Raw genomic sequence first — 22,201 nt, forward strand, 5'->3', positions numbered from 1 at the left:
GCTGGAGGACCTGCGCCACGCCGGTCGTGCCGGTACAACCCGAGGCAGCGCATGGCGGCGATGATCGATGGCAGCTCCGCCGGAGCGATGCCGTCCCATCGTTTCACTGCGCGGTAGGTGCCTTGATGCTCTGGCCGTCCCGTCCGTCGCGGGGTCCCGTCCCTCCGGCACTCGCCCTGTCGCTGCTCGCCGTGCTGGTCCTTCCGATGCGGACAGGCACCGGGTCCCGGGAGTCGCGCGTGGAGGAAGTCGTGGCCCCCAGGCCCGAGTCCGCTGTCCTCCTCGACAGCCGCGGGCGGTTTCCGGCGCGGTTCACCGCGCCGTACGTGGAGGGCTGGGGGCCACCGGGTGCGATGGAACGGGCTCGCCGGGAGTGGGGCCTGTCGCACTTCACGCTGGGGTTCGTGATCAGCGACGGCGGGTGCGAGGGCGCTCTCGACGGGACCATGCCGATCGTGGAGTCCGAGTGGCCGCAGGCGGTGGAGGGAGTGCGGGCGGCGGGCGGCGACGTGATCGTCTCCCTGGGCGGCGGCGCGGGGACGGAGCTGGCGCGGGCGTGCACCTCGGTGGACGACCTCGCCGACGCCTACAGGCGCGTGGTGGAGACCTTCGGCCTGCGCAGAATCGACCTGGACATCGAAGGCCCCACTCTTGAGGACGACACCGCCAACGAGCGCCGCACCCAGGCACTGGCCCGGCTCCAGCACGACTACACCGCGGCGGGGCGCGAACTCGCCGTCCAGTACACCCTGCCGACCCACCCCCACGGGCTGCCCGACCCGGCGCTGCGCCTGTTGCGCGACGCCCGCGACCGGGGCCTGGACATCGACCTCGTCAACATCATGACCATGGACTACGGTCCCGACTTCGACATGGGCGAGACCGCGATCCGGGCCGCGAAGGGCCTGCACGAACAACTGGCCGGGATCTGGCCGGGCAGGAGCGACGAACAGCTGTGGGCGATGGAGGGCAACACGCCCATGGTGGGCGTCAACGATGCTGTGAACGAGGTCTTCAGCACCGCCGACGCCACCGAGCTCGCCGCGTTCGCCGACGAGACGGGCATCCGGATACTGTCCTACTGGTCGCTGGGGCGCGACCGGCCCTGTCCCGAGCTCGGCGCGCTGGCCGAGGAGTGCAGCGGAACCGCGCAGGACGCGGGCGACTTCGCCCACATCCTCAACCGCACGAGCCCGCCGGCCCCGGGCACACTCCGTGCCGCCCCGCCCGCACCGGAACGGCCGAGCGTATGGCACGCCGACCGGCCGCAGGCCCCGGCAGCTCTGCCGCCCGCCCTCGCCGTGCGGCGGCCGACTCGACCGTCGCAGGCGGCCGACAGCAAGCGGTACGGGAGGCTGACGGCCTCGAACGAGAAGGGCTCGCGCTCACAGGGCAGGGACCCGTACGACCGTCCGGGCCGAACCCCGTCACCGGAACGGATGAATCGCACCTGGCCAACCGTCACCGAAGCCGGACGGGGGACAGGCTCGGCCGGAGAAGGCTGACCCCCGGCCTTCCTGTGTACGGGGGGAGCAGTGAAGCTCTCACCGTGTGGGGGCAGCCCCTCACGAGTTCGAATCTCGTGTCCTCCCCCTGCCGGCCATGGCAGCACGATGGCCCCGACCGCCCAGCGGTCGGGCCCATCGGTCGTTCTGCTTCACGGAACGCCCTCGGCGGGGTTCAGCCGCACAGGGCCCTGTCCACGGCGTCCTTGACGTGCTGTGCGGCCGCCTCGTCCGTCGGGATGGTGGTGACCGCGACGTTGGCGGCGCGGCCGTCGTCGGTGGCGCCGCCCCGGGTCTCGTACCCCGGGATGTCGCCGCCGTGGCCCCAGTAGACGCCGCCGCACGTCAGCGGCCTGCTCATGAGCCCCAGCCCGTAGCGGAGGCCTGAGGTCCCGGCGGGGACGGTCGTGCGCATCTCGGCGAGCTGGGCCGCCGGGAGGAGGCGGCCGGCGAGGAGCGCGGTGAAGAAGCGGTTGAGGTCGGAGTTCGTGGAGATCAACTGGCCCGCGGCCCAGCCTGCGGAGGGGTCGATCTCCGTGAAGTCGCGCAGCGGTCCGTCCGCCGGGTTGCGGTGGTAGCCCTGGGGGTGCGGCTCTCGGACGGCCATCTCGCCGGGGGCGGGGAAGTAGGTGTGGCGCAGCCCGATGCGCTTGATGATGCGCCGGTCCATCTCTTCGGCGAGGGGACGGCCGGTGACCTTCTGGACGATCAGGCCGGCCAGGACGTAGTTGGTGTTGCTGTACCCCCACGTCGTCCCCGGAGCCGCGTCGGCCTTGTAACGGAGGGCGATGTCGAGCAGCTCGCGGGGCTCGAAGTACCGGTTCCTGAGCTCGTCGTCGTCGACGTGGATGCCGTAGTCGGGGAGTCCGCTGGTGTGCTGGAGGAGCTGGCGGACGGTGATGTGGCGCCCGTCGATCCCATCTCCGCGGACGAGACCGGGCAGGTAGGTGTCGACGGTGGCGTCGAGGCCGATCTTCCCTTCGCCGACCAGTTGCAGAACCACGACCGCGACGAAGGTCTTGGTGTTGCTGCCGATCCGCACCTGCCCGTCGACGGGCACCTTCGAGCCGGTGCTCAGGTTGCCGACTCCTGCGGTGTAGGTGCGGGTGCGGCCGTTCCGGTCCTTGACGCTCGCCAGCGCGGCCGGCATCCCGTCGTCGCGCACCAGCGCGTCCAGGACCTGCTGGACGGCGCCCGGCCTGGCCGTGGCAGCGGCGGGGACGGCGGAATCGGAATCGGAAGCGGAGGCGGTGGGCGGGGCGAGGGCGCCCAGCGTCATGACGCCGATGGCCACCGCGGCCGCGGCCGACACGGCTCCTCGCCGCCTGCCGCCCTGCCGCCGGGTCGAGGAACGAAGGCCCTGCCGGGTCTGAGTACGCATGAGTCAACTCCTGGGAATCGTTTGGTCGGGCACGATCCTGGTTTCCAGGGCCCTCTGACCGCATCGCGGGAAGGCGGGAGAAATCGCTCCCCCGATCGGGGGAGGCTGCCGGTGGACTGCCCGACGATACTGGCGACCATGATCAGGGGGATCCGGCCGTTGCTGCGCGGCTCCACATACTCGGGCGTGCTGTTCGCCTAATGCGGCGCGCCGGCGAGCCTTCCGCTGCTGCCTCTCGCCCTGTTGCCGGCGCTGTCGTGGCGATCACTTTGCAAAGCCACGCACTTTGCAAAGTGCGTGGCTTTGCAAAGTGCGGGAAGCGGATGCCCCCACGACACCGAACCCCCTACCCCGTTACATCTTGACGGCAAGTGTCACAATGTAACGCGCGCGGGCCGGCAGGTCCGGCGGCGAACGATTCCAGCAGCTCGGAGCACGCCATGCACCCCTTCCTCGACCATCCGGGGCCGCTCGCCTTCGCGCACCGGGGTGGTGACCTCGGGCGGCCGGAGAACTCGCTGGCCGCGTTCGAGGCCGCCGTCGCGCTCGGCTACCGGTACCTGGAGACGGACGTCCACGCCACCGCCGACGGCGTCCTGGTGGCGTTCCACGACAGCCGGCTCGACCGGGTCACCGACCGCACCGGGGTGCTGGCCGAGCTGCCGTGGCGCACCGTGCGGGAGGCCAGGATCGGGGGCACCGAGCCGGTGCCGCTGCTGGAGGACCTGCTCGACGCGTTCCCCGAGGCCCGGTTCAACATCGACGTCAAGGCGGCGCCCGCCGTCGGCCCGCTGGTCGAGGCGGTGCGCCGGACCGGGGCCTGGGACCGGGTCTGCGTCGGCGGCTTCTCCGACGCCCGGCTCGCCGCCGTCCGCGCCGCCGCCGGGCCCCGGCTGGCCACCTCGCTCGGCCCGCGCGAGGTCGCGCGGCTGCGGCTGCGCTCGCTGGCCGGGCCGCTCGGGCGCGGCGGCGGGGCGCCGTGGGCCGGGACCTGCGCCCAGGTGCCCGAGCGGCACAAGGGGATCCGGGTCGTCGACCGGGCCTTCGTCCGGGCCGCGCACCGCCTGGGCCTGCAGGTTCACGTCTGGACTGTGGACGACGCCACACGGATCCGGGCTCTCCTCGACCTGGGTGTGGATGGCATCATGGCCGATCGCATCGACGTCCTGCGCGATGTCCTCCGCGAGCGCGGATGCTGGCCCCACGGCGGCAACGGCTCCAGCACGGTGATAGGAACCACCCCATGAGCACCGCGACCGACCTGCCGGAGCATCCGGCGACCGCCACCGACGACGGCCGCGCGCTGCGCCGCATGCAGTTCGGCTGGTACATCAACGACTGGGCCAACGCGGCCTTCTCCGCCACCGTCCTCACGGTGTTCCTCGGGCCGTACCTGACCTCGATCGCCAAGGAGGCGGCCGACGCCCAGGGCAATGTGCACCCGCTCGGCCTGTCGATACGGGCGGGCTCGTTCTTCCCGTACACGGTGTCGTTCTCGGTGCTGCTGTCGGTCGGCGCGATGCTGCTGCTCGGGACGGTCGCGGACCGCACCGGGCGGCACAAGGAGCTGATGTGCGGCGCCGCGTACGTCGGCTCGGCCGGCACGATGGGCATGTTCTTCCTCGGCGGCGACCGCTACCTGCTCGGCGGCGGCCTGCTGGTGGTCGCCAACATCGCCTACGCGGTGTCGGTCGCGCTCTCCTACGCCTACCTGCCCGGCCTGGCCTCGCCCGACGAGCGGGACGCGGTGTCCTCCAAGGGCTGGGCCTACGGCTACGCGGGCGGCGGCCTGCTGCTGATCGCGAACCTGGCGCTGTTCCAGGGTCACGACGCGTTCGGGCTGTCCTCCGGCACCGCCGTGCGGATCTGCCTGGCCTCGGCGGGCCTGTGGTGGGCGATCTTCACCCTGGTGCCGCTGCTCCGCCTGCCCTCGCGGGCCGGGGTGCTCCCGGGGCGGCCCACCGCACCTGCCGGAGGCACCCAGGGCGGAAAGGACGCCGAGCCGGCCGCCGGGAGCCTGCGCGAGCTCGGCCGCACGCTGCGCGGCATGCGCCGCTACCCGCTGACCCTGCTCTACCTGGGCGCCTTCCTCTGCTACAACGACGGCATCCAGACCGTCGTCTCGCAGGCCTCGCTGTACGGCAGCGAGGAACTGGGCATGGACCAGACCTCGCTGGTCGTCGCCGTGCTGCTGGTGCAGATCGTGGCGATCGGCGGCGCGCTGCTGCTCGGCCGGATCGCGCACCGCTTCGGCGCCAAGAGCACCATCCTCGGCTCGCTGGTCGGCTGGGTGGTGACCCTCGCGCTCGGCTACTTCATGCCGGCCCACCAGCCCGCCTGGTTCTACGCCCTGGCCTGCATGATCGGCCTGGTGCTCGGCGGCAGCCAGGCGCTGTCCCGCTCGCTGTTCTCGCACATGATCCCGGCCGGCCGGGAGGCCGAGTACTTCAGCGTCTACAAGGTCAGCGACCGGGGCACCAGTTGGATGGGCCCGCTGGTCTTCGGCCTGGCCTACCAGATCACCGGCAGCTACCGCTCGGCGATCATCTCGCTGCTCGTGTTCTTCGTGATCGGCTTCGCCGTGCTGCTGAAGGTCCCCGTCCGACGCGCGATCGAGGCGGTCGGCAACCCGGTGCCCGAGCGCCTCTGACCGCACCGCGGGAACGAACGGACGAGAAGCGTACAGAACGGGGCGGGGCTGCGAGAGCCCCCGCCCCGTTCTGCCGTGCACCGGGGGCGCCCGGTCAGACCGCCGGCTTCCAGCCGAGCGCCGGGGCCAGGTGGGCCGCGATGTCCGTGAGGATCTGGACGTAGTCCTCGTGGCCGAAGGTGAACGGGAGCGCGAAGACCACCTCGTCCACCTCGCGGAAGCCCGCGTGGGCGTTCAGCTGCTCGGCGATCGCGGCGGACGGGCCGACCAGGTCCCGGGCGAACATCACCCGCGCCGGACCCTGCGGGGCGGCGGTCCGCGCCGTCCGGGCCCGGACGTACTCCTCGTAGCGCGACCGCTGCTCCGCGGTGGCGCTGTCGGTGGGGATCACCACCAGCCCCTGGGAGACCCGGGCCCCGGCGCCCAGCGGGTGGTGCGCGCGGAAGGCCGCGATCTGCGAGCGCTGGATCTCGGCGAAGTCCTCCGACTCCTCGGCCCGCACCACGTTGCTGGTGAGCAGCGAGAGCCCCTGCTCCCCGGCCCAGCAGGCGGAGCGCAGGCTCCCCCCGCCGTACCAGAGGCGGTCGGCCAGTCCGGGCGAGACCGGCTGGACCCGGTCGGAGTAGACCTCGATGCCCTCGACGCCGCTGAAGTCGGTGGCCTGCTCCCCGCGCAGGAAGCCCAGCAGCCGGCGGACCCGCTCGTAGCCGAAGTCCTCGGCCTCGGCGGTGTCCGGGTACAGCGCGCCGGACACCTGCTCCCAGTGGCCGGGGCGGCCGATGCTGACCCCGGGGTTGAGCCGGCCGCCGGACAGCAGGTCCGTGGTGGCGAGGTCCTCGGCCAGGCGCAGCGGGTTCTCCCAGCCGACCGGGATCACGGCGGTGCCCAGCTCGATCCGGCGGGTGCGCTGGGTGGCGGCCGCGAGCACCGCGACCGGCGAGGAGATGCCGTACTGGAGGTGGCGGTGGCGCACCCAGGCGCTGTCGAAGCCCAGTTGCTCGCCGAGTTCGATGAGCCGCAGGGTCTGCTCGTGCCCCTGGGCCGGGTCGGCGGGGTCGAACAGTCCGATGGTCAGGAATCCCAGCCTGCGCAGGGGCCTCGCGTGCGACGGCACCGTGTCCTCTTTCCTCGGCGCCCCCGGGCGCCGACGGTGACCGGCCGGGCGGCGTGCCGTCCACCGTCACACACCGGCCGGGGGTGCTCAAGGGCCGCCGGGGATTCGTCATCGGGCGCAACATCCCTGTCACGCCGCCGTGTTCGAACCGTCGGGGCCGCCGAACGGCGCGGCGGGGCCGCCCCGGAACGATCCCGGAGCGGCCCCGCCGGTGGACGCGGTCAGCCGCGGGCGAGCAGCTCCAGGGTGTCGATGACCCGGTTGGAGAAGCCCCACTCGTTGTCGTACCAGGCGACCACCTTGACGTGCCGGCCGTCGACCCGGGTGAGCGCGGCGTCGAAGATCGAGGAGGCGGCCTCGCCGGTGATGTCGCCGGAGACCAGCGGCTCGTCGGCGTAGTCGAGGATGCCCTTGAGCGGGCCGTCGGCGGCGGCGCGGTAGGCGGCGAGCACCTCGTCTAGGGTGACCTCGCGCTCGACCGTGGTGTTGAGTTCGACGATCGAGCCGACCGGGACCGGCACCCGGATCGAGTCGCCCGACAGCTTGCCGTCGAGCTGCGGCAGGACCAGGCCGATCGCCTTGGCGGCGCCGGTGGTGGTCGGCACGATGTTGACGCCGGCGGCGCGGGCGCGGCGCAGGTCGCGGTGCGGGCCGTCCTGGAGGTTCTGCTCCTGGGTGTAGGCGTGCACCGTGGTCATGAAGCCGTGCTCGATGCCGGCCAGCTCGTCCAGCACGGCGGCCAGCGGGGCCAGCGCGTTGGTGGTGCAGGAGGCGTTGGAGACGATCACGTGCGCGGCCGGGTCGTAGTCCCCGGTGTTCACGCCGTAGGCCAGGGTGACGTCCGCGCCGTCGGACGGGGCGCTCACCAGGACCCGGGCGGCGCCGGCCTTGAGGTGGGCGCGGGCGGCGTCCGCGGAGGTGAACCGGCCGGTGGCCTCCAGGACGAGGTCGACGCCGAGCTCGGCCCACGGCAGGGCCTCGGGGTCGCGCTCGGCGAGCACCTTGATCCGCTTGCCGTCGACGACCAGCTCGTCCCCCTCGACGGCGACCGGGTGGCGGAAGCGGCCGAGCGCGCTGTCGAAGCGGAGCAGGTGGGCGAGCGAGTCGATGGGGGCGAGGTCGTTGACCGCGACCACCTCCAGCTCGCTGCCGCGCTCCACCAGGGCGCGCAGGCTGTTGCGGCCGATGCGGCCGAACCCGTTGATGGCGATGCGGGTCATGGAGGGCTCCCTCTGCGGTTCCGGGCTGTGCCGGGGTGCTCCGGGGTGGTGGTCCCGGGGCGTTCCGTCGTGTGCTGACACCTCCATGATCGGGACTCCGGCGCGGGCCGGACAGGGACTGGATCGACATGGTCCGCAAGGATCGCGCCAGTCTCCACGCCAACGGTCGCAAGGATCCCGCCACGGCTCTCCCGGTGCCGGCTCAGCCCTCCGCGCGGGCCGCGAAGGTGTGCCGGTACTCGGTGGGCGAGGTGCCGAGGACGCGGTGGAAGTGCAGCCGCAGGTTCGCCCCGGTGCCGAGCCCGACCCGGTCGGCGATCTGCTCCACCCCCAGGTCCGTGCGCTCCAGCAGCTCCCGCGCGAGGTCGACCCGCGCCCGCAGCACCCACTGCATGGGCGTGTAGCCGGTGTCCTCCACGAACCGCCGCGAGAAGGTCCGCGCCGAGACCCGCGCGTGCCGGGCCAGGCCCTCCAGCGTGAGCGGCTCGGCCAGGTGCGCCAGCGCCCACTCGCGGGTGCCGGCGAAGAGGTCGCCCAGCGGCTCGGGCACGCTGCGCGGCACGTACTGGGCCTGGCCGCCGCTGCGGTACGGCGCGGCCACCAGCCGCCGCGCGACATGGTTCGACAGGCCCACCCCGTGGTCGCGCCGCACCAGGTGCAGGCACAGGTCGATGCCGGAGGCCGCGCCGGCCGAGGTGAGCACCGCGCCCTCGTCGACGAACAGCACGTTCTCGTCGACCCGGATCCGCGGATGGCGCTCCGCCAGGGCCTTGGCGTAGTGCCAGTGGGTGGTCGCCCGGCGGCCGTCGAGCAGACCGGTGGCGGCCAGGGCGAAGGCCCCGGTGGAGATGGCCGCCAGCCGGGCGCCCCGGGTGTGGGCGGCCACCAGTGCCTCGACGACGGCGGCGGGCGGCGCGGTGGTCGCCGGATCGCGGTAGCCGGGGACGAACACGGTGTCCGCGTGCTCCACCGCCTCCAGGCCCTCGGCCACGTGGTACGACAGGCCGTCGCCGCCGGCCACCAGGCCGGGCGCCGGACCGCAGACCCGGACCGTGTAGGGCATGCTCGGGCGGCTGGAGAACACCTGCGCGGGGATGCCCACGTCCAGCGGCTTCGCGCCCTCCAGTACGAGCACGGCGACCCGGTGCTTGCCTCGGCCCATCGGGCCGCCTCCACTCCCCCGCGGTCGACCCGGGCACCGCGGCACACCCCGGCCGGCAGGGTACCGACCGCAAGCATCCTGCCATCAGCCCGGGTCTTCCACGCTCCGGCCCGGCCGGGGCCGGGTCAGGGCGCGGCGGGGCCCGGCCGGGTCAGGGCGCGGCAGCCGCCGGGCGGGCGACGCGGGGCAGCAGCGCCGGGACGGCCTCGCTCTTCACCAGCCAGGCCACGCCGAAGGCGAACACCGACACCGCCTCGCCGAGGTAGGGCAGGGTCAGCGGCCAGTCCCGGGCCAGGTGCAGCACCCCGGCCGCGGCGACCGTCAGCACACCGGCCACGATCACCCAGCCGCAGACCAGGTACACCCAGTCACGTGCCGGGCGGCGGTGGCCGGCCGCCGGGGAGTCCGCGAACAGCCGCAGGCAGAAGTACCCGAGCACCCCGAACAGGCCCGCCGCGAAGGCCAGATGGAGCACGCCCACCGCGGTCTGGACGCCGCTGGGATGCGGCACCAGGGCGGACGGCGGCTCGGTGGGGCACAGGGCCACCCCGATCGCCAGCACCCCGGCCACCGAGCTCAGCCGGTCCTCCCGGCGGTCGTGGCGGTAGCAGATGAGGAAGACGCCGACAGCGCACAGGCCGCCGACGAAGACGTTGCGCATGTGGGTGTAGTAGGACGCGCTCATCGAGTCGAGCAACGCGATCCGGGCGGAGGTGAGGCTGTTGCCGAGCGGCAGGGCGATCGGCAGCAGGAACCCGAGGACACCGACGCCGAGGCGCAGGCGCCGTACGGTCCGGACGTCCTGGGCCCGGGGGTCGGGATCCACGGGGGGCCGGGCTCCGGGAGTCCGGGATTCGGGGGAACTCGCGGGGGGCCGGGCTTCGGCAGGGGGGTGGGCGGACATGACGAGGCCTCCTTCGACATGCTGAGGCTGTCTGCACCGCGGCCGGGACGGCGGCCGCGGGTTGGTGATACCCGCCCTCCGCCGTCCGGGAACCCCTCTCCGGCCTGGTGTTCTGACAGACCGTCACGATGGCGGCGGAGCGGCGGCGTCAGTCGACGGGCCGGATCAGTTCGTCGACGCGCTGCGCCCGGCGCAGCGGCACGAACCGCACCGCGCCGCCCGCGTCCACCGTGAAGCCGTGCACCGCCGGCTCGGGCAGGCTGTTGTACTGGAAGTGGGTGGTCGCGTAGTAGGCGCCGGTGTCGAGCAGGGCGACCAGGTCGCCGGGCTCCAGCAGCGGCAGCGGGCGGGCGACCGCGACCAGGTCCCCGGCGAAGCAGCACGGCCCGGCGACGTCCTGCGGCACCGGCGCGCCGTGCTTCCGCGCGCCGGTGGGGTGGTGCGCGGTGATCCGCAGCGGCCAGGCGTCGGGGGCGAACACCGTGCGGGTCGCGACCTGGGCCCCGGCGTGGGTGAGGGCGATCCGCCGGCCGCCCGCGGTCTTGGTGTACTCGACGTACGCGGCGGTGAACCCGTTCTTCGCCAGCAGGGAGCGGCCGAACTCGGTGGCCAGCCGGTAGCGGCCGTCGAACAGCTCCGGCACCCGGGCCCGCAGCAGTTCGGCGTACCCGGCGAAGGTGGGCGCGGTGGTGTCGTCGGCGAAGTTGACGGGCAGTCCGCCGCCGAGGTCGATGCCGACCACCTGGCGGCGTCCGAGGTCGGCGTTGACCCGCTCGGCGAATTCGACGGCGCGGGCGACGCCCTCGGCCAGGAGGTCGAGCGGGCAGCCCTGGGAGCCGACGTGCACGTGGAGCCAGGTCAGCCAGGGGCGTTCGCGGAACGCTTCGACGAGGCGTTTCCCGTTGCCCTCGTCGGCCAGTCCGATGCCGAACTTGGAGGTCGCGGTGGCGGTGCTCATCGCTCCGATCGTGCCGCCGCCGATCTGCGGATTGACCCGGACGCCGATCCGGGAGCGGGGTGTCCCGGCGCCCACCAGGGCGTCGGCGCGTTCCAGCTCCTGCCAGTTGTCGATGTTGACGGCGACACCGAGTTCCAGGGCCGTGGCCAGCTCGCGCCGGGTCTTGGCGGGCGAGTCGAGGACGATCCGGTCCGGTTCGAAGCCCGCCGCCAGCGCCTGGGCGAACTCGCCGGGGCTGGCCACCTCGCAGCCCATGCCGAGCTCGCGCAGCCGGGCCAGCAGCGGGACCAGGCAGTTCGCCTTGGCGGCGAAGGTGTGCAGGACGTCGAGGCGGTCCGGGAAGGCCGCCCGCAGGTCCGCGACGCTCGCGGCCACGCCGTCGAGGTCGACGAAGGCGGCGAGCAGCGCGTCCTCGGGGTCGAGCAGCCGTCGGCGGACGGCTTCGCGCAGCACGCGTTCACGGCGGGCGGCGGCGTCCGGGTCGGACGGGTCGGACCGGTCGGACGGGTCGGCAGCGGGGTGAGGAATCGTCATGGTCCTTTGCTCCGCTGGCTCGTCGGGCGTCCGGAGGCCCAGTCTGCCCCAGGCGTTGCGGTCCGGTGACGCAGAAGGCGCGATTCCGTCGATTGTTCGCACTACGTTCGATCGTGCACGCCGCCGCACGGCCGTCCAGCTACCCGACGGGGCTCCCGCCGGTGCGCCCGGTGTCGATCCAGGGGCGCAGCGCGCCGACCCGGGTGTAGACACCGGCGAACCCGGCCAGACCGCAGCCCCGGCCCCAGGAGCTGATGCCGACGAGAACGCCGGAGAGGACCAGCGGGCCGCCGCTGTCGCCCTGGCAGGCGTCCTTGCCACCGGCGTCCTCCCCGGCGCAGAGCATGCGGTCGGTGATGACGGTGGCGCCGTACTCGGTACGGCACTTGGCCCGGCCGACGACGGGCACCGCGACGGTACGGGCGGCGGCGACGAGCGGGCCGCCCGAGGTGGTCGCCCCCCAGCCGGAGACCCGGGCGGTACCCGTGGAGGGGTCGTTGCCGTCGGCCGCGAGCGGGACGGTGGCGATGCCGGAACCGAGCGGCAGCGCCTTGGTGAGGCGCAGCAGGGCGAGGTCGTAGTCGATCGTCGAGGGGTTGTAGGAGCCGTGCGGGAGGACCTGGGCGACCTCGACCAGCCACCCTCCGGAGGCGTGGGTCAGGGTGCCGGCCCGGACCCGGAGGGTGCTGGGGGCGGCGCCGGCGACGCAGTGGGCGGCGGTGAGGATCCAGGTGGCGCCGATGACGGTGCCGCCGCAGAAGTGGGACGTCCTTCCGATCGAGACCAGGTAGGGGGCCTGTCCCGGGGTCAGCGCGGTGCCTCCGACGATGGCGTTCGCCGGGGCCGCGGCGGTCAGTGCCGCCGCGGCGGCGAGGAGGGTCGTCACGAGGACGACGGCGGTCTTCCTGAGTCGGGTTCGCATGGGTCGATGCTCCCTCTCCGCTTCCGGTTAGCCTCCGTCCGTAAGCAGCAAGAGTAGTGACGATGCATCAGATCTGTCCGGTCAATGGCCACAGTCCGATTGTCGGTCCGCCCGGGCGAGGTCGAGGAAGAGTGCGGCGGACCAGCCGAAGCCGGTGGTGGCCCTCGGTGCCCGGGCTCCGGTGAGGGGGTTCCAGTACTCGTGGAGGCCGCCGCCGTCGCGGACCATGGCGAGGGTGCGTTCGCGCAGCTCCTCGGCGGTGTCGGGGAATCCGGAGCGGTGCAGGCCCTCGATCAGCAGGTAGTTGATGTTGAGCCAGACCGGGCCGCGCCACATCGCCTCGGGGTCGAAGGCCGGGTCGTCGAAGGCCACGGTGGGGACGGGTCGTTCGCCCCAGTAGGCGGGTGAGCGGAGGGTGCGTTCCAGGGTGGTGGCGATCGGGGTGGGCAGCCGGCCGGTGAACAGGGGCATCAGGTCGAGCGCGGTGCGGACGGGCACGGGGGTGCCGGCCGCCAGGGTGGTGAAGCGGGTGCCGTCCCAGCGGCGGGCGACCAGGAGGTCGGTGTGGGCGGCGGCGCGCGAGCGCCAGTCGGCGGCCTCGGTCGGGCGGCCGAGGGCGGCGGCGATGTCGGCCAGCCGGTCGGCCTCCAGGGCCAGGTAGGAGTTGAGGTCGGGGGGTTCGGCGCGGGGGCCGTGGTCCCAGATCGGGCTGTCGTCGAGGCCGGACGAGTAGGGGTGCAGGTATTCGGGCAGGCCGTCGCCGTCCGGGTCGGAGGCGGTGAACCACCACCGGTGGGCGCGGACCAGCCGGGGGTAGGCGGCGGCGAGGAAGGGGAGGTCGGGGTCGGTTCCGTGGACCTTCCAGACGGCCCAGGCGGCGAGCGGCGGTTTGGTGACCGGCACGGGTCCGGGGGTGGGCCGGGCGCCGTTGGCGGTGCCGACGTGCTCGGCGAGCCGGGCGTGGTCGGCGCGGGGCAGGTCGGTGGTGTCGGCGAGCACGCCGTGCTCGTGCACCACGTCCGGGAGCCGGCCGTCGGGCAGTTGGTGGTCGAGGAAGAGCAGGATCTGGTCCCGGGCGAGGGCCGGATCGGCGTGCCGCAGGGCGACGGCGTGGAAGAGCGCGTCCCAGTTCCAGACGCCCACGTAGCCGTACTTGGAGGGGACGAGGCCCTCGCGGCCGGCGATCGGCAGCAGGTTGGCGGCCAGCGTCCACCACGCCGTCGCGGCGGCCGCGGCGAGGTCGGGGCGGACGGCGGGCATCCGGGCGAACCAGGCGGCCCAGCGGTTCTCGGCGGCGGCGCGCACTGCGGCGGCCGTCCACGGCCCCGGCGGGCCGTGCAGGACGTGGCAGCCGTCGAGCGCGAACGCCCGCCCGGTGCCGTCGGGCAGCCGCCAGGAGGCGTGCACGTCGTGCCCGGTGAGCACCAGGGTGTCGGGGTCGGCGAACAACAGCGCCGCGCCGCCAGCGAATTCGACCGCCGCGGGGGTCGCGGCGCGGACGGGCAGCGGGTGCCCGTCCGCGTCGCGCAGCACCAGCCCGGTGAGTTCGACGGTGTCGGCGAGCCGGGTCTCGTACTCGGCGCGGGCCACCCGCAGCCCGTCCTGGTCCGAGGTGACCAGCAGCTTGGAGCCGCGTTCGGTGAACGGCCGGTCGTGGAGGTCGAGTTCGACAGCACAGGGGGGAACGGTGGACATCAGCGGCCTCCCAGGCCCGAGGAGGCCATGCTGTTGAGGATCTTGCGCTGCCCGATCAGGAAGGCGATCAGCATGGGCACCACGGTCATCGCGGAGAGCGCCGCGGTGAGTCCGTAGTCGATGCCGCCGCGCTGGGAGTTGAAGGAGTCGAGCAGCAGCGGGACGGTGAAGAGCTCCGAGGTGTTGAGGAACACCAGCGGGAAGAAGTAGCTGTTCCAGCTGGCCAGGAAGACGATGATGCCGAGCGTCCACAGGCCGGGCCGGATGTTGGGCAGGACGATCCGCCAGAAGATGGTCCAGCGGCCGGCGCCGTCGATCCTGGCCGCCTCCTCCAGTTCCACCGGGACGGCCCGGATGAACTGCCGGAGCAGGAACACGGCGAACGGGTTGGCGATCGCCGGCAGGATCAACGCCAGGTGGGAGTCGATCAGTTGGAGTTTGGCGAGCATGATGTACAGCGGCACGATCGTCACCTGGGCGGGCACCATCTGGGTGGCCAGGAAGAGGCCGAACAGCGGCCCGGAGCCCCGGAACGGGATCCGGGCGAAGGCGTAGGCGGCCATCGCCCCGGTGAGCAGGGTGGCGGCGACGGTGATCGCCGCGATGTACATGCTGTTCCAGTACGCGCGCCCGATCGGCACCTCGTTGAGCACGTCGGGGTAGTTCCGCGCGCGCCAGGGCGTGGGCAGCCAGGACAGCGGCTCGTTGATCATCTGGCTGACGCCCTTGAAGGAGGTCAGGACCATCCAGACGAAGGGGAACAGCATCAGCAGGCCGCCGAGGACGAGCGCGGTGTGCAGGAGGAGCTGCCGGGGGGCGGTGGAGTGGCGGACGGTGGTCATGGCGGCGCCTCAGGACTCGTAGTGGACGAAGCGCTTCTGCGCCTGGAACTGGATCGCCGTGACGATCAGGGTCAGCAGCAGCAGGAGCAGGGCGGCGGCACTCGACAGTCCGAAGTGGAACTCCCGGAAGCCCTGTTGGTACACCTTGTAGACGATGGTCTGGGCGCCCTCGTTGTGGTCCGGGTTGACCAGGACGTAGACGAGGTCGAAGGCCTGGAACGAGCTGATCACCGACACCACCACGGTGAAGAACACGGTGGGCGACAGCAGCGGCAGGGTGACCGAGCGCAGGGTCTGCCAGGGTCCGGCGCCGTCGATCCGGGCGGCCTCCAGCAGATTGGTCGGGACGGTCGCGAGCCCGGCCAGGAAGATCACCACGTTGAGGCCGAGCGAGGACCAGACGGTCACCACCGAGACCGCGACCACCACCCAGTCGGGGTCGGCCAGCCAGTCGGGCAGGGTGATCCCGAGGATGTCGTGGACGGTGCCGTTGAGGATGCCGTCGGCGCCGCCACCGAGGATCATCTGCCAGATCACCGACACCGCGACCGAACTGGTCACCACCGGCAGGAAGTAGACCACCCGGTAGGCGGTCTTTCCCCGCACCCCGTGCAGGGCGAGGGCGATCAGCAGGGCCAGGGCGAGGCCGCCGGGCACGGTGATCAGCCCGATCTTGACCGTGTTCCACACCGCCCGGCCGAACTCCGGATCGGTCAGCTGGGTGCGGAAGTTGTCCAGTCCGACCCAGGTGGCGTCGCCGAGGCCGTCCCAGCGCATGAAGGAGAGGACCACGGCGAAGCCGAGCGGACCGACCAGGAAGACCAGCAGGCCGAGCAGTTGGGGTCCGAGGAAGACCAGGGCCCACCGCCGGTCGCGGCGGCGCCAGAGCGGCTCGCGGCCGCGCGCGGTGGGGGCGCTGCCCGCCGGGCCGGCGGCGGGGCGCTCCCGCCGCCGGGCCGCGGCCTGGGTGGGGGCACTCATCCCTGCTTGCCCTTCATACCGTCGACCAGGGTCTGGAGCTGGGTCATGCCCTCGTCGAAGCCGGTCTTGCCCTCCCAGATCTTCATCAGCTGGTCGTTGATCGCCTTGGTCAGACCGGGGACGGCCACCTCGTCGGGGTAGTTGGCGAAGCCCCGGTCGCGGACGTCCAGGAAGGTCTTGGCGTGCGGCGGGTAGTTGCCCTCGGTGACGAGGCTCTCGGCGCCCCGGACGGAGGGGACGGCGCTGCCGCCCTTGAGCCGCAGCTGCTGGCCCTCCTTGCTGACGAACTCGGTCAGGAAGGTGAAGGCCTCCTTCGGGTGCTTGCTGTCCTTGTTGACGGTCAGGTAGGAGGCGGCGACGGCGCCGGGTATCGGCTGTCCGTTCTCGGACGGGAACGGCACGATGTCGTAGCTCTCGCGGTCGCCGCCCTTGTCGATGCCCTCGATGACCCAGCGGCCGCCGGCGTAGAAGCCGGCCTTGTGCTTGATGAACTGGGTGGCCGCGCCGTTGCCCTCGGGCAGCAGGTCGGCGGAGGCGAAGGTCTTGTCCCGGTAGCCGTCGGCGAGTGTCTTCAGCGCCTGGCGGGTCTTCGGGTCGCTGGTGGCGACGAACTTGCCGCCGTCCCAGACCTTGCCGCCGAAGCCGTTGACGACGCTGTAGTTGGCGCCGTACCAGTTCCAGAAGATGGTGCCGGTCCGGTCCGCCGCCTTGAGCTTGGCGTTCATCTCCAGGAACTTCGCGGTGGTCCACCGGCCGGCCTCGTTCAGCGCGGCCGGGTCCTCGGTGATGCCGGCCGCGGCGAGGGCCTTCTTGTCGAACCAGAGCACCTCGGGGTTGGTGTCGTTGGGGACGCCGTAGGTGACGCCGTCCTTCTTGGCGCCGCCGTAGATGCCCTCGAAGAAGTCGGCCGGCTTGCTGCGGCTGTCCGGTCCGGCGAGCTGCTGGTCGAGCGGGGAGAGCACGCCGTCGGCGACCAGCTTGCCGATGTAGTCGTCGCCGACGTAGAAGACGTCCGGCGCGGTCTTCGAGGTGAGCTGGGTGATCAGCTTGGGGTGGTAGTCCTCGTAGGAGGCGACCTGCTCCAGTTTGAGGGTGATGTTCGGGTGCTTCTTGGCGAACTCGTCCGTGAAGGTCTTGAAGACCGCCATGTCCTCGGCCGAGCCCCAGGTCGACCAGCGGAGCGTGACCTTGCCGCCGTCGGCCCCGGCGTCGCCGGAGCCTCCCGCGCCGTTGGTCCCGCTGCAGCCGGTGACGGTGACGGCCAGCGCCGCCGCGGCGGCGACCAGGGCTGTTCTCCTCGTGAAAGCGGACATCGGATGCCTCCTGGGCTTTCGTGAGCGTGGGGTGTCGCGTGTCGCGAAGGGGGGGTGGTGCGGTCCGTGACGGAGGGGGTGGCGTCTCCGTACGCGGAGGGGGTGGTGCGGGGGTGTCAGGCGAGGCCGCCGCCGTCGACGACGAGGGCGGAGCCGGTCATGTAGCTGCTGGCGTCGCCCGCCAGGAAGAGCACTGCGGCGGCGATCTCCTGCGGCGTCCCGGCCCGGCCCATCGGCCGGTCGGCGGCGTCCTTCTCGAACACCGCCCACTCCTCCTGGAGCTGGCGCGCCTCGTCGCGGAGCATCGGCGTCATGGTGTCGCCCGGGTTGACGGAGTTGACCCGGATGCCGGCCGCCGCGTGGTCGATCGCCAGCGCGCGCGTCATGTTGACGACCGCCGCCTTGGAGGCGCAGTAGGACAGCGCGTTGCCGCCGCCCTTCAACCCCCACCCGGAGCCGGTGTTGACGATCGACCCGCCCTCGGTCATGGCCGGCACGGCGAACCGGCACATCAGGTAGACGGAGCGCACGTTGACGGCCATCACCCGGTCCCAGTCGTCGGCGGATATCTCCAGCGCGGTCTGGCGGCGGATGATGCCGGCGTTGTTGAACAGGACGTGCAGCCCGCCGAAGGTCTGCACGGCGATGGTGACGATCCGCTCGCAGTCGGTCTCCGAGGAGACGTCGGCGCGCACCGCCAGCGCCCGGCCGCCGGCCGCCTCGATGCCGCGGACGACCTCGCTCGCGTCCGCGAGGTCGGCGACGACCACCGCGGCGCCCTCGGCGGCGAACAGTTCGGCGGTGGCCCGGCCGATGCCGGAGGCGCCGCCGGTGACGATGGCGACCTTGTTGCGCAGGGTGTTCATGAAAGCTCCTCACTCGCCGAACTGATGCGGTACAGCACTGATTCACGGTGTCCGGTGACCACCCGGACGTGGCCCCCGAACGCGGCGTCGGCCCGGGGGTCGCCGCTGTCGACCAGCAGCGGCCGCCCGCCGAGCGCGGCGAGCTTCTGCTGGGTGGCGAGCACGACGACCCCGGCGAGCGCGGCCAGCACCCGGGGGCTGAACTGCTGGTTCCCGCGTCCGATCACGAAACCCTGCCCACCGATCACCGACAACACACCATGCGTGACCTGTGACATGGCAATGGCATGCAGCCGCTGCTCGGTCACGTCCGGGGCGAGCAGGGCGCCGTCCCGGACCACGTCCACGCCGAGCGGGGTCAGCGCCAGCCCGAGCGCCCGCCCCACGGCGAGCGTGGTGGCGCCGGGGCCGAGCGCGTAGGCGGTGCCGGGGCGCATGCCCGCCACCACCGCGCGGGCGATGGACTCGGCCGAGCCGGGCGGCGCCGCCGAGGAGCCGGTCTTGCGCCCGCTCAGCCGGTCCCGGGCCGCCGGCACCCGCACCGTGCCGTACAGCCGGGCGCCGACCAGGCCCGCGCGGTGGCCCTCCTCGTCCAGGTCGACCACCTCCGCGTCGACGGTCCGGCCGTCGGACCCGGCGAACCCGGCGGCCGTCGCGCCCGCCGCGGCCGGGCTGACGGCGAAGCAGCCGGAGTAGACCTTCACCCCGGCCGGAACCCCGAGCACCGGCGGGCGCGGCGCCGCGTCCAGGACGTCGCGCGCCGTCCCGTCGCCGCCCGCGAACAGCAGCAGGTCCACGTCCCCGAGCGCCGCGACCGCCGCCCGGGTGTCGGCCGCCCCGGTGGACACCGCCCCGGTTCCGGCCGCCCCGGTGGACACCGACGTCGCGGGCGGGCGGTGCGCGATCCGGTACGGGACGCCCGCCGCCCGGGCGCTGTCCTCCCCCATCGGGCCCGCCACGGTGCGCACCAGGACGTCCGGCCGGCGGGCCCGCAGGGCGCGCAGCGCGGCCGCCGCGCGCTCGGCCGCCCGGGGGACGGCGCCCAGGGCGAGCGCCCTGGCCTGGACGTCGGGCCCGTCGCTGCCCTTGAGGGCGACGGCGCCGCCGAGGCCGGCGACGGGGTTCACGATCAGGCCGACGATCATGCCGGGGGCTGCCCGCCGTGCTTGCGGCGGTAGGCGCGCCAGCTGGGCGACCACAGCGCCGGGTCGTCCAGCGAGCTCGGGTCGATCCGGTGCACCGTCTGGCGGTAGGGCGCGTTGCGGACGAACTCCGGGTCCTTGCGGGCCTCGTCGGCGACATGGGCAAGGATCGCCGCGTACTCGTCGAGGTCCTCCCTGGAGTAGGACTCGGTGGGCTCCAGGGTGAACGGCTCGGGCACCACGTACGGGTGGTGGCTGGTCCAGTAGTGCACGCCGAAGTCCGCCGCGCGGATGCCGATCTCCTCGGAGTGGACGCCGGTCTCCTCGGTCAGCTGCTGCCAGGAGTAGCGGACCTGCTCGACCCGGCGGCGGTCGGCCCACGGCACGGAGGCGCCGGGGATCCGGGCGACCTTGGCCAGCAGGTAGTTGTTGTTGAGCACGGCCGTCTCGGCGACCTCGCGCAGGCCCTCGGCGCCGAGCGCCATCACCCAGGCGTAGGCGCGCACCACGTTGGGGGTGACGCCGAGGAAGGGGCGGATCTTGCCGACCGAGCGCTCGGGCGCGCTCAGGGTGTAGACCTCCCGCTCCCCGTCCGCGGCCCCGGTGTCCTCGACCCGGTCGACGACCGGCCCGGGCAGGAAGGGCACCAGCGCCGCCGAGACGCCGCAGGCGCCGGCCGCCGGTCCGCCGCAGGCGTGCGGGGTGGAGAAGGTCTTGTGCAGGTTGAAGTGGCACAGGTCGAAGCCGGCGTCGCGGGCCCGGGTGATGCCGAGGATGCCGTTGGCGTTGGCCTGGTCGTAGCAGGCCAGGCCGCCGGCCTCGTGGACCAGGTCGACGAACTCCTTGATCCTCGGGTTGAAGATCCCGGTGTCCTCCGGGTTGGTGATCATCAGGGCGGCGGTGCGGGGCCCGACGGCCGCCCGCAGCGCCTCGATGTCCGGGTTGCCGTCGGCGTCCGGCATCAGGGTGATCACCTCGTAGCCGGCGACCTTGGCGCAGGCCGCGTTCGAGGGGTGCGAGAACATCGTGGTGATCACCTGGTCCCGCTGCCCGCCCTCGCCCCGCGAGGCGTGGTAGGCGCGGATCATGGCGATGTTGGCGTAGATCGCCGCGGAGCCCGCCCCCGGTTGCAGCGACACCCTGGCCATGCCGGAGATCTCCTTGAGGATCTGCTCCAGCCGCCAGTAGATCTCCAGCACGCCCTGCACGGTGGACTCGGGCTGCAGCGGGTGCAGCGCGGCGATCCTCGGGTCACGGACGAAGGAGTCGTTGACCTTGGGGCTGTACTTCATGGTGCAGGTGCCCTGGCCGACGTCGATGTTGAAGTCCGCGCCGAGGGTCTCCTGGGAGAGCCGCAGGTAGTGCCGGACCACCTGGTTCTGGGAGAGCTCGGGCAGCGCGGGCGGGGTGCGGCGGGCGACCGACTCCGGCAGGTCGACCAGGGGCGCGTCGGGTGCGGGGACGCCCACGCCGCGTCGGCCGGGCCGGGACAGCTCGAAGACGATCTCCTCGTCCCAGCGGGCCTGGTGGAAGCGGCGCAGGCCCGGCTTGGGCGCGACCGGCAGGCTGGCGAAGGGTTCGGTGTGCGAGCTCATTCGGCGCCTCCCAGGGCGGAGAGGGCGTCCTTGACGGCCGCCGCGAGGGTGTCGATGTCGGCGATCGAGTGCCGTTCGGTGACGCAGACCAGGACCTCGCGGTCCCCGAGCCGCACGCCGCCGAGGATGCCCCGGCCGTGCAGGTCGGCGAGCAGCGCGTCGGCGTCCGGCACCTCCACGGCGAACTCCCGGAAGTGCACGGCCTCCTGGTGGCGGACCACGGCGCCGGCCGAGGCCAGCGCGCGCATCGCGTAGCGGGTCCGGGCGAGCACGGTCTCGCCGATCTCCCGCATGCCCTGCGGGCCCATCAGCGCGAGGTAGACGCCGGCGGTGATGCCCCACAGGGCGGCCGCGGTGCCGACCCACTCCTTGCCCTCCTCGCGCAGTGCGAACGAGGTCCGGTCGTAGAAGACGTCGCCGAAGCCGTACTCGCCGGGAACCGCCGTCGGGGCGATGCCGAACAGCCGGGACGGGAACTCGGCGACCAGCCGCTCGTCGTCGTGGCTCGCGATGAACCCGGCCTGGCCGCCGCCGTACTGCGGGTGCATGCCGAGCGACTGGATGTCCCCGCAGACCAGGTCGGCGCCGTAGGAGGCGGGCGGGGCGAGCACGCCGAGCGAGATCGGGTCGGTGCCGACGACCAGCAGCGCGCCGACGCCGTGGGCCAGTTCGGCCAGCTCCCGGCCCCGGGTCTCGACCACGCCGTGCACGCTGGGCGTCTCCAGGTAGAGCGCGGCGAAGGTGTCGTCCAGCCGGACTTCGCCCATCTCCCCGGAGTCGGCCACCGGGGCGAGGTGCACCTCGACGTCCGGGGTGAGGTAGTCGCGGATCTTGGCCAGCTTGTCGGCCGCGATCGCCCCGCTCACCAGCACCTTGGAGCGTCCGGTGCGGCGCGCGGCCATCCGCAGGGCCGTCCCGGTCGCCTGGTAGCCGTCGTAGACGGGGACGTTGACGACGTCCATCTCCAGCAGCTCGGCCATCATCGAGACGTACTCGAAGAGGGCCTGGAAGCGGCCGTGGTCCTCGTAGGGCTCGCCCGCGTAGGCGGTGAGGAACTCGCCCCGGCCGTTGACCTCGTCGCACACCGCCGGGACGTGGTGGTGGTAGCAGCCGTGGCCGAGGAAGCTGAGCAGTTCGGCCGGGTGGGTGTTGCGCGCCAGCAGGCCGTGCAGGTGCCGGACCAGGCCGGGCTCGTCGGTGTACGGCGCGGGCAGGTCGAGCGGGCGGTCGAGCCGCAGGTCGGCGGGGATGTCGCGGTAGAACTCGGCGACGTCGGGGGCGCCGATCTCGGCGAGCATCGCCGCCCTGGTCTCGGGCCCCGCGTTGGGGATGTAGGGATGGGCCACTGGCACTCCTCGGGTCAGGGCTTCGGGTCAGGGCTTCGGGTCAGGGGGCAGGGCTTCGGGACTGTTTCGGG

General features: G+C 73.0%; 18 protein-coding genes. 3 read left to right on the plus strand and 15 right to left on the minus strand.

The window, feature by feature from the left end:
* Nucleotides 1–239 precede the first annotated feature (239 nt).
* Nucleotides 240–1,505, plus strand: coding sequence for a chitinase (locus OG715_RS06265; protein ID WP_266276624.1), 1,266 nt, complete (start codon nucleotides 240–242; stop codon nucleotides 1,503–1,505).
* Nucleotides 1,506–1,680: 175 nt separating this feature from the next.
* Here OG715_RS06265 and OG715_RS06270 read toward each other — a convergent pair whose 3' ends face one another.
* Nucleotides 1,681–2,886: a serine hydrolase domain-containing protein gene (locus tag OG715_RS06270; protein ID WP_327064122.1), complete on the minus strand. Its 1,206-nt coding sequence runs from the start codon at nucleotides 2,884–2,886 to the stop codon at nucleotides 1,681–1,683.
* A gap of 440 nt (nucleotides 2,887–3,326) precedes the next feature.
* On the opposite strand from OG715_RS06270, the gene OG715_RS06275 reads away from it, so the two are divergent.
* Nucleotides 3,327–4,133 (plus strand): glycerophosphodiester phosphodiesterase, encoded by an 807-nt coding sequence (locus OG715_RS06275; RefSeq protein WP_266276621.1) that lies wholly within the window; start codon nucleotides 3,327–3,329, stop codon nucleotides 4,131–4,133.
* The gene (locus OG715_RS06280; protein ID WP_407660950.1) at nucleotides 4,130–5,536 is read left to right on the plus strand and encodes an MFS transporter; all 1,407 of its coding nucleotides are present in this window, start codon (nucleotides 4,130–4,132) and stop codon (nucleotides 5,534–5,536) included. The genes OG715_RS06275 and OG715_RS06280 overlap by 4 nt, the downstream gene beginning before the upstream one ends.
* Nucleotides 5,537–5,630: 94 nt before the next feature.
* Here OG715_RS06280 and OG715_RS06285 read toward each other — a convergent pair whose 3' ends face one another.
* The 14 genes from OG715_RS06285 to gcvPA form a co-directional block, all read right to left on the minus strand.
* Nucleotides 5,631–6,650, minus strand: coding sequence for an LLM class flavin-dependent oxidoreductase (locus tag OG715_RS06285; RefSeq protein WP_266276620.1), 1,020 nt, complete (start codon nucleotides 6,648–6,650; stop codon nucleotides 5,631–5,633).
* Between the two features lie 221 nt (nucleotides 6,651–6,871).
* Entirely contained in the window at nucleotides 6,872–7,870 is a 999-nt protein-coding gene (gene gap, locus OG715_RS06290; RefSeq protein WP_266276618.1) for a type I glyceraldehyde-3-phosphate dehydrogenase, read from the minus strand.
* A 202-nt stretch (nucleotides 7,871–8,072) separates the two neighbouring features.
* Nucleotides 8,073–9,032 (minus strand): GlxA family transcriptional regulator, encoded by a 960-nt coding sequence (locus OG715_RS06295; RefSeq protein WP_266276616.1) that lies wholly within the window; start codon nucleotides 9,030–9,032, stop codon nucleotides 8,073–8,075.
* Nucleotides 9,033–9,183: 151 nt separating this feature from the next.
* Entirely contained in the window at nucleotides 9,184–9,858 is a 675-nt protein-coding gene (locus tag OG715_RS06300) for a hypothetical protein (protein ID WP_266276614.1), read from the minus strand.
* 226 nt (nucleotides 9,859–10,084) lie between these two features.
* On the minus strand, nucleotides 10,085–11,428 hold the full coding sequence (locus OG715_RS06305; protein ID WP_266276611.1) for a type III PLP-dependent enzyme domain-containing protein: 1,344 nt from the start codon (nucleotides 11,426–11,428) through the stop codon (nucleotides 10,085–10,087).
* 139 nt (nucleotides 11,429–11,567) lie between these two features.
* Nucleotides 11,568–12,350 (minus strand): serine protease, encoded by a 783-nt coding sequence (locus tag OG715_RS06310; RefSeq protein WP_266276609.1) that lies wholly within the window; start codon nucleotides 12,348–12,350, stop codon nucleotides 11,568–11,570.
* Nucleotides 12,351–12,431: 81 nt separating this feature from the next.
* Nucleotides 12,432–14,045, minus strand: coding sequence for an amylo-alpha-1,6-glucosidase (locus OG715_RS06315; RefSeq protein WP_266276607.1), 1,614 nt, complete (start codon nucleotides 14,043–14,045; stop codon nucleotides 12,432–12,434).
* Entirely contained in the window at nucleotides 14,045–14,887 is an 843-nt protein-coding gene (locus tag OG715_RS06320) for a carbohydrate ABC transporter permease (RefSeq protein ID WP_266276605.1), read from the minus strand. Before OG715_RS06320 ends, OG715_RS06315 begins: the two co-directional genes overlap by 1 nt.
* A gap of 9 nt (nucleotides 14,888–14,896) precedes the next feature.
* A complete protein-coding gene (locus OG715_RS06325) occupies nucleotides 14,897–15,868 on the minus strand; it encodes a carbohydrate ABC transporter permease (protein ID WP_266276604.1) in 972 nt (323 codons plus the stop codon).
* Nucleotides 15,865–17,181: an ABC transporter substrate-binding protein gene (locus tag OG715_RS06330; RefSeq protein WP_266276603.1), complete on the minus strand. Its 1,317-nt coding sequence runs from the start codon at nucleotides 17,179–17,181 to the stop codon at nucleotides 15,865–15,867. The genes OG715_RS06325 and OG715_RS06330 overlap by 4 nt, the downstream gene beginning before the upstream one ends.
* Before the next feature lie 116 nt (nucleotides 17,182–17,297).
* A complete protein-coding gene (locus OG715_RS06335; protein ID WP_266276601.1) occupies nucleotides 17,298–18,047 on the minus strand; it encodes an SDR family NAD(P)-dependent oxidoreductase in 750 nt (249 codons plus the stop codon).
* Nucleotides 18,044–19,192, minus strand: coding sequence for an ATP-NAD kinase family protein (locus tag OG715_RS06340; RefSeq protein WP_266276599.1), 1,149 nt, complete (start codon nucleotides 19,190–19,192; stop codon nucleotides 18,044–18,046). The genes OG715_RS06335 and OG715_RS06340 overlap by 4 nt, the downstream gene beginning before the upstream one ends.
* Complete coding sequence (gcvPB, locus tag OG715_RS06345) at nucleotides 19,189–20,784, minus strand: aminomethyl-transferring glycine dehydrogenase subunit GcvPB (protein WP_266276597.1); 1,596 nt, start codon at nucleotides 20,782–20,784, stop codon at nucleotides 19,189–19,191. The genes OG715_RS06340 and gcvPB overlap by 4 nt, the downstream gene beginning before the upstream one ends.
* Nucleotides 20,781–22,130 carry an aminomethyl-transferring glycine dehydrogenase subunit GcvPA gene (gcvPA, locus tag OG715_RS06350; RefSeq protein ID WP_266276596.1) on the minus strand — a complete coding sequence of 450 codons (1,350 nt, stop codon included), beginning with the start codon at nucleotides 22,128–22,130 and terminating at the stop codon, nucleotides 20,781–20,783. The genes gcvPB and gcvPA overlap by 4 nt, the downstream gene beginning before the upstream one ends.
* Between the last annotated feature and the right edge of the window lie 71 nt (nucleotides 22,131–22,201).

This window comes from Kitasatospora purpeofusca, from assembly GCF_036010405.1.
Taxonomy (GTDB): Bacteria; Actinomycetota; Actinomycetes; order Streptomycetales; family Streptomycetaceae; genus Kitasatospora; species Kitasatospora purpeofusca.

Coding starts and splice junctions, on each gene's coding strand:
- OG715_RS06270 (WP_327064122.1), bottom strand. CDS start 2,886: ATGCGTACTCAGACCCGGCAGGGCCTTCGTTCCTCGACCCGGCGGCAG.
- OG715_RS06275 (WP_266276621.1), top strand. CDS start 3,327: ATGCACCCCTTCCTCGACCATCCGGGGCCGCTCGCCTTCGCGCACCGG.
- OG715_RS06280 (WP_407660950.1), top strand. CDS start 4,130: ATGAGCACCGCGACCGACCTGCCGGAGCATCCGGCGACCGCCACCGAC.
- gap (WP_266276618.1), bottom strand. CDS start 7,870: ATGACCCGCATCGCCATCAACGGGTTCGGCCGCATCGGCCGCAACAGC.
- OG715_RS06295 (WP_266276616.1), bottom strand. CDS start 9,032: ATGGGCCGAGGCAAGCACCGGGTCGCCGTGCTCGTACTGGAGGGCGCG.
- OG715_RS06305 (WP_266276611.1), bottom strand. CDS start 11,428: ATGACGATTCCTCACCCCGCTGCCGACCCGTCCGACCGGTCCGACCCG.
- OG715_RS06310 (WP_266276609.1), bottom strand. CDS start 12,350: ATGCGAACCCGACTCAGGAAGACCGCCGTCGTCCTCGTGACGACCCTC.
- OG715_RS06315 (WP_266276607.1), bottom strand. CDS start 14,045: ATGTCCACCGTTCCCCCCTGTGCTGTCGAACTCGACCTCCACGACCGG.
- OG715_RS06320 (WP_266276605.1), bottom strand. CDS start 14,887: ATGACCACCGTCCGCCACTCCACCGCCCCCCGGCAGCTCCTCCTGCAC.
- OG715_RS06325 (WP_266276604.1), bottom strand. CDS start 15,868: ATGAGTGCCCCCACCCAGGCCGCGGCCCGGCGGCGGGAGCGCCCCGCC.
- OG715_RS06330 (WP_266276603.1), bottom strand. CDS start 17,181: ATGTCCGCTTTCACGAGGAGAACAGCCCTGGTCGCCGCCGCGGCGGCG.
- OG715_RS06335 (WP_266276601.1), bottom strand. CDS start 18,047: ATGAACACCCTGCGCAACAAGGTCGCCATCGTCACCGGCGGCGCCTCC.
- OG715_RS06340 (WP_266276599.1), bottom strand. CDS start 19,192: ATGATCGTCGGCCTGATCGTGAACCCCGTCGCCGGCCTCGGCGGCGCC.
- gcvPB (WP_266276597.1), bottom strand. CDS start 20,784: ATGAGCTCGCACACCGAACCCTTCGCCAGCCTGCCGGTCGCGCCCAAG.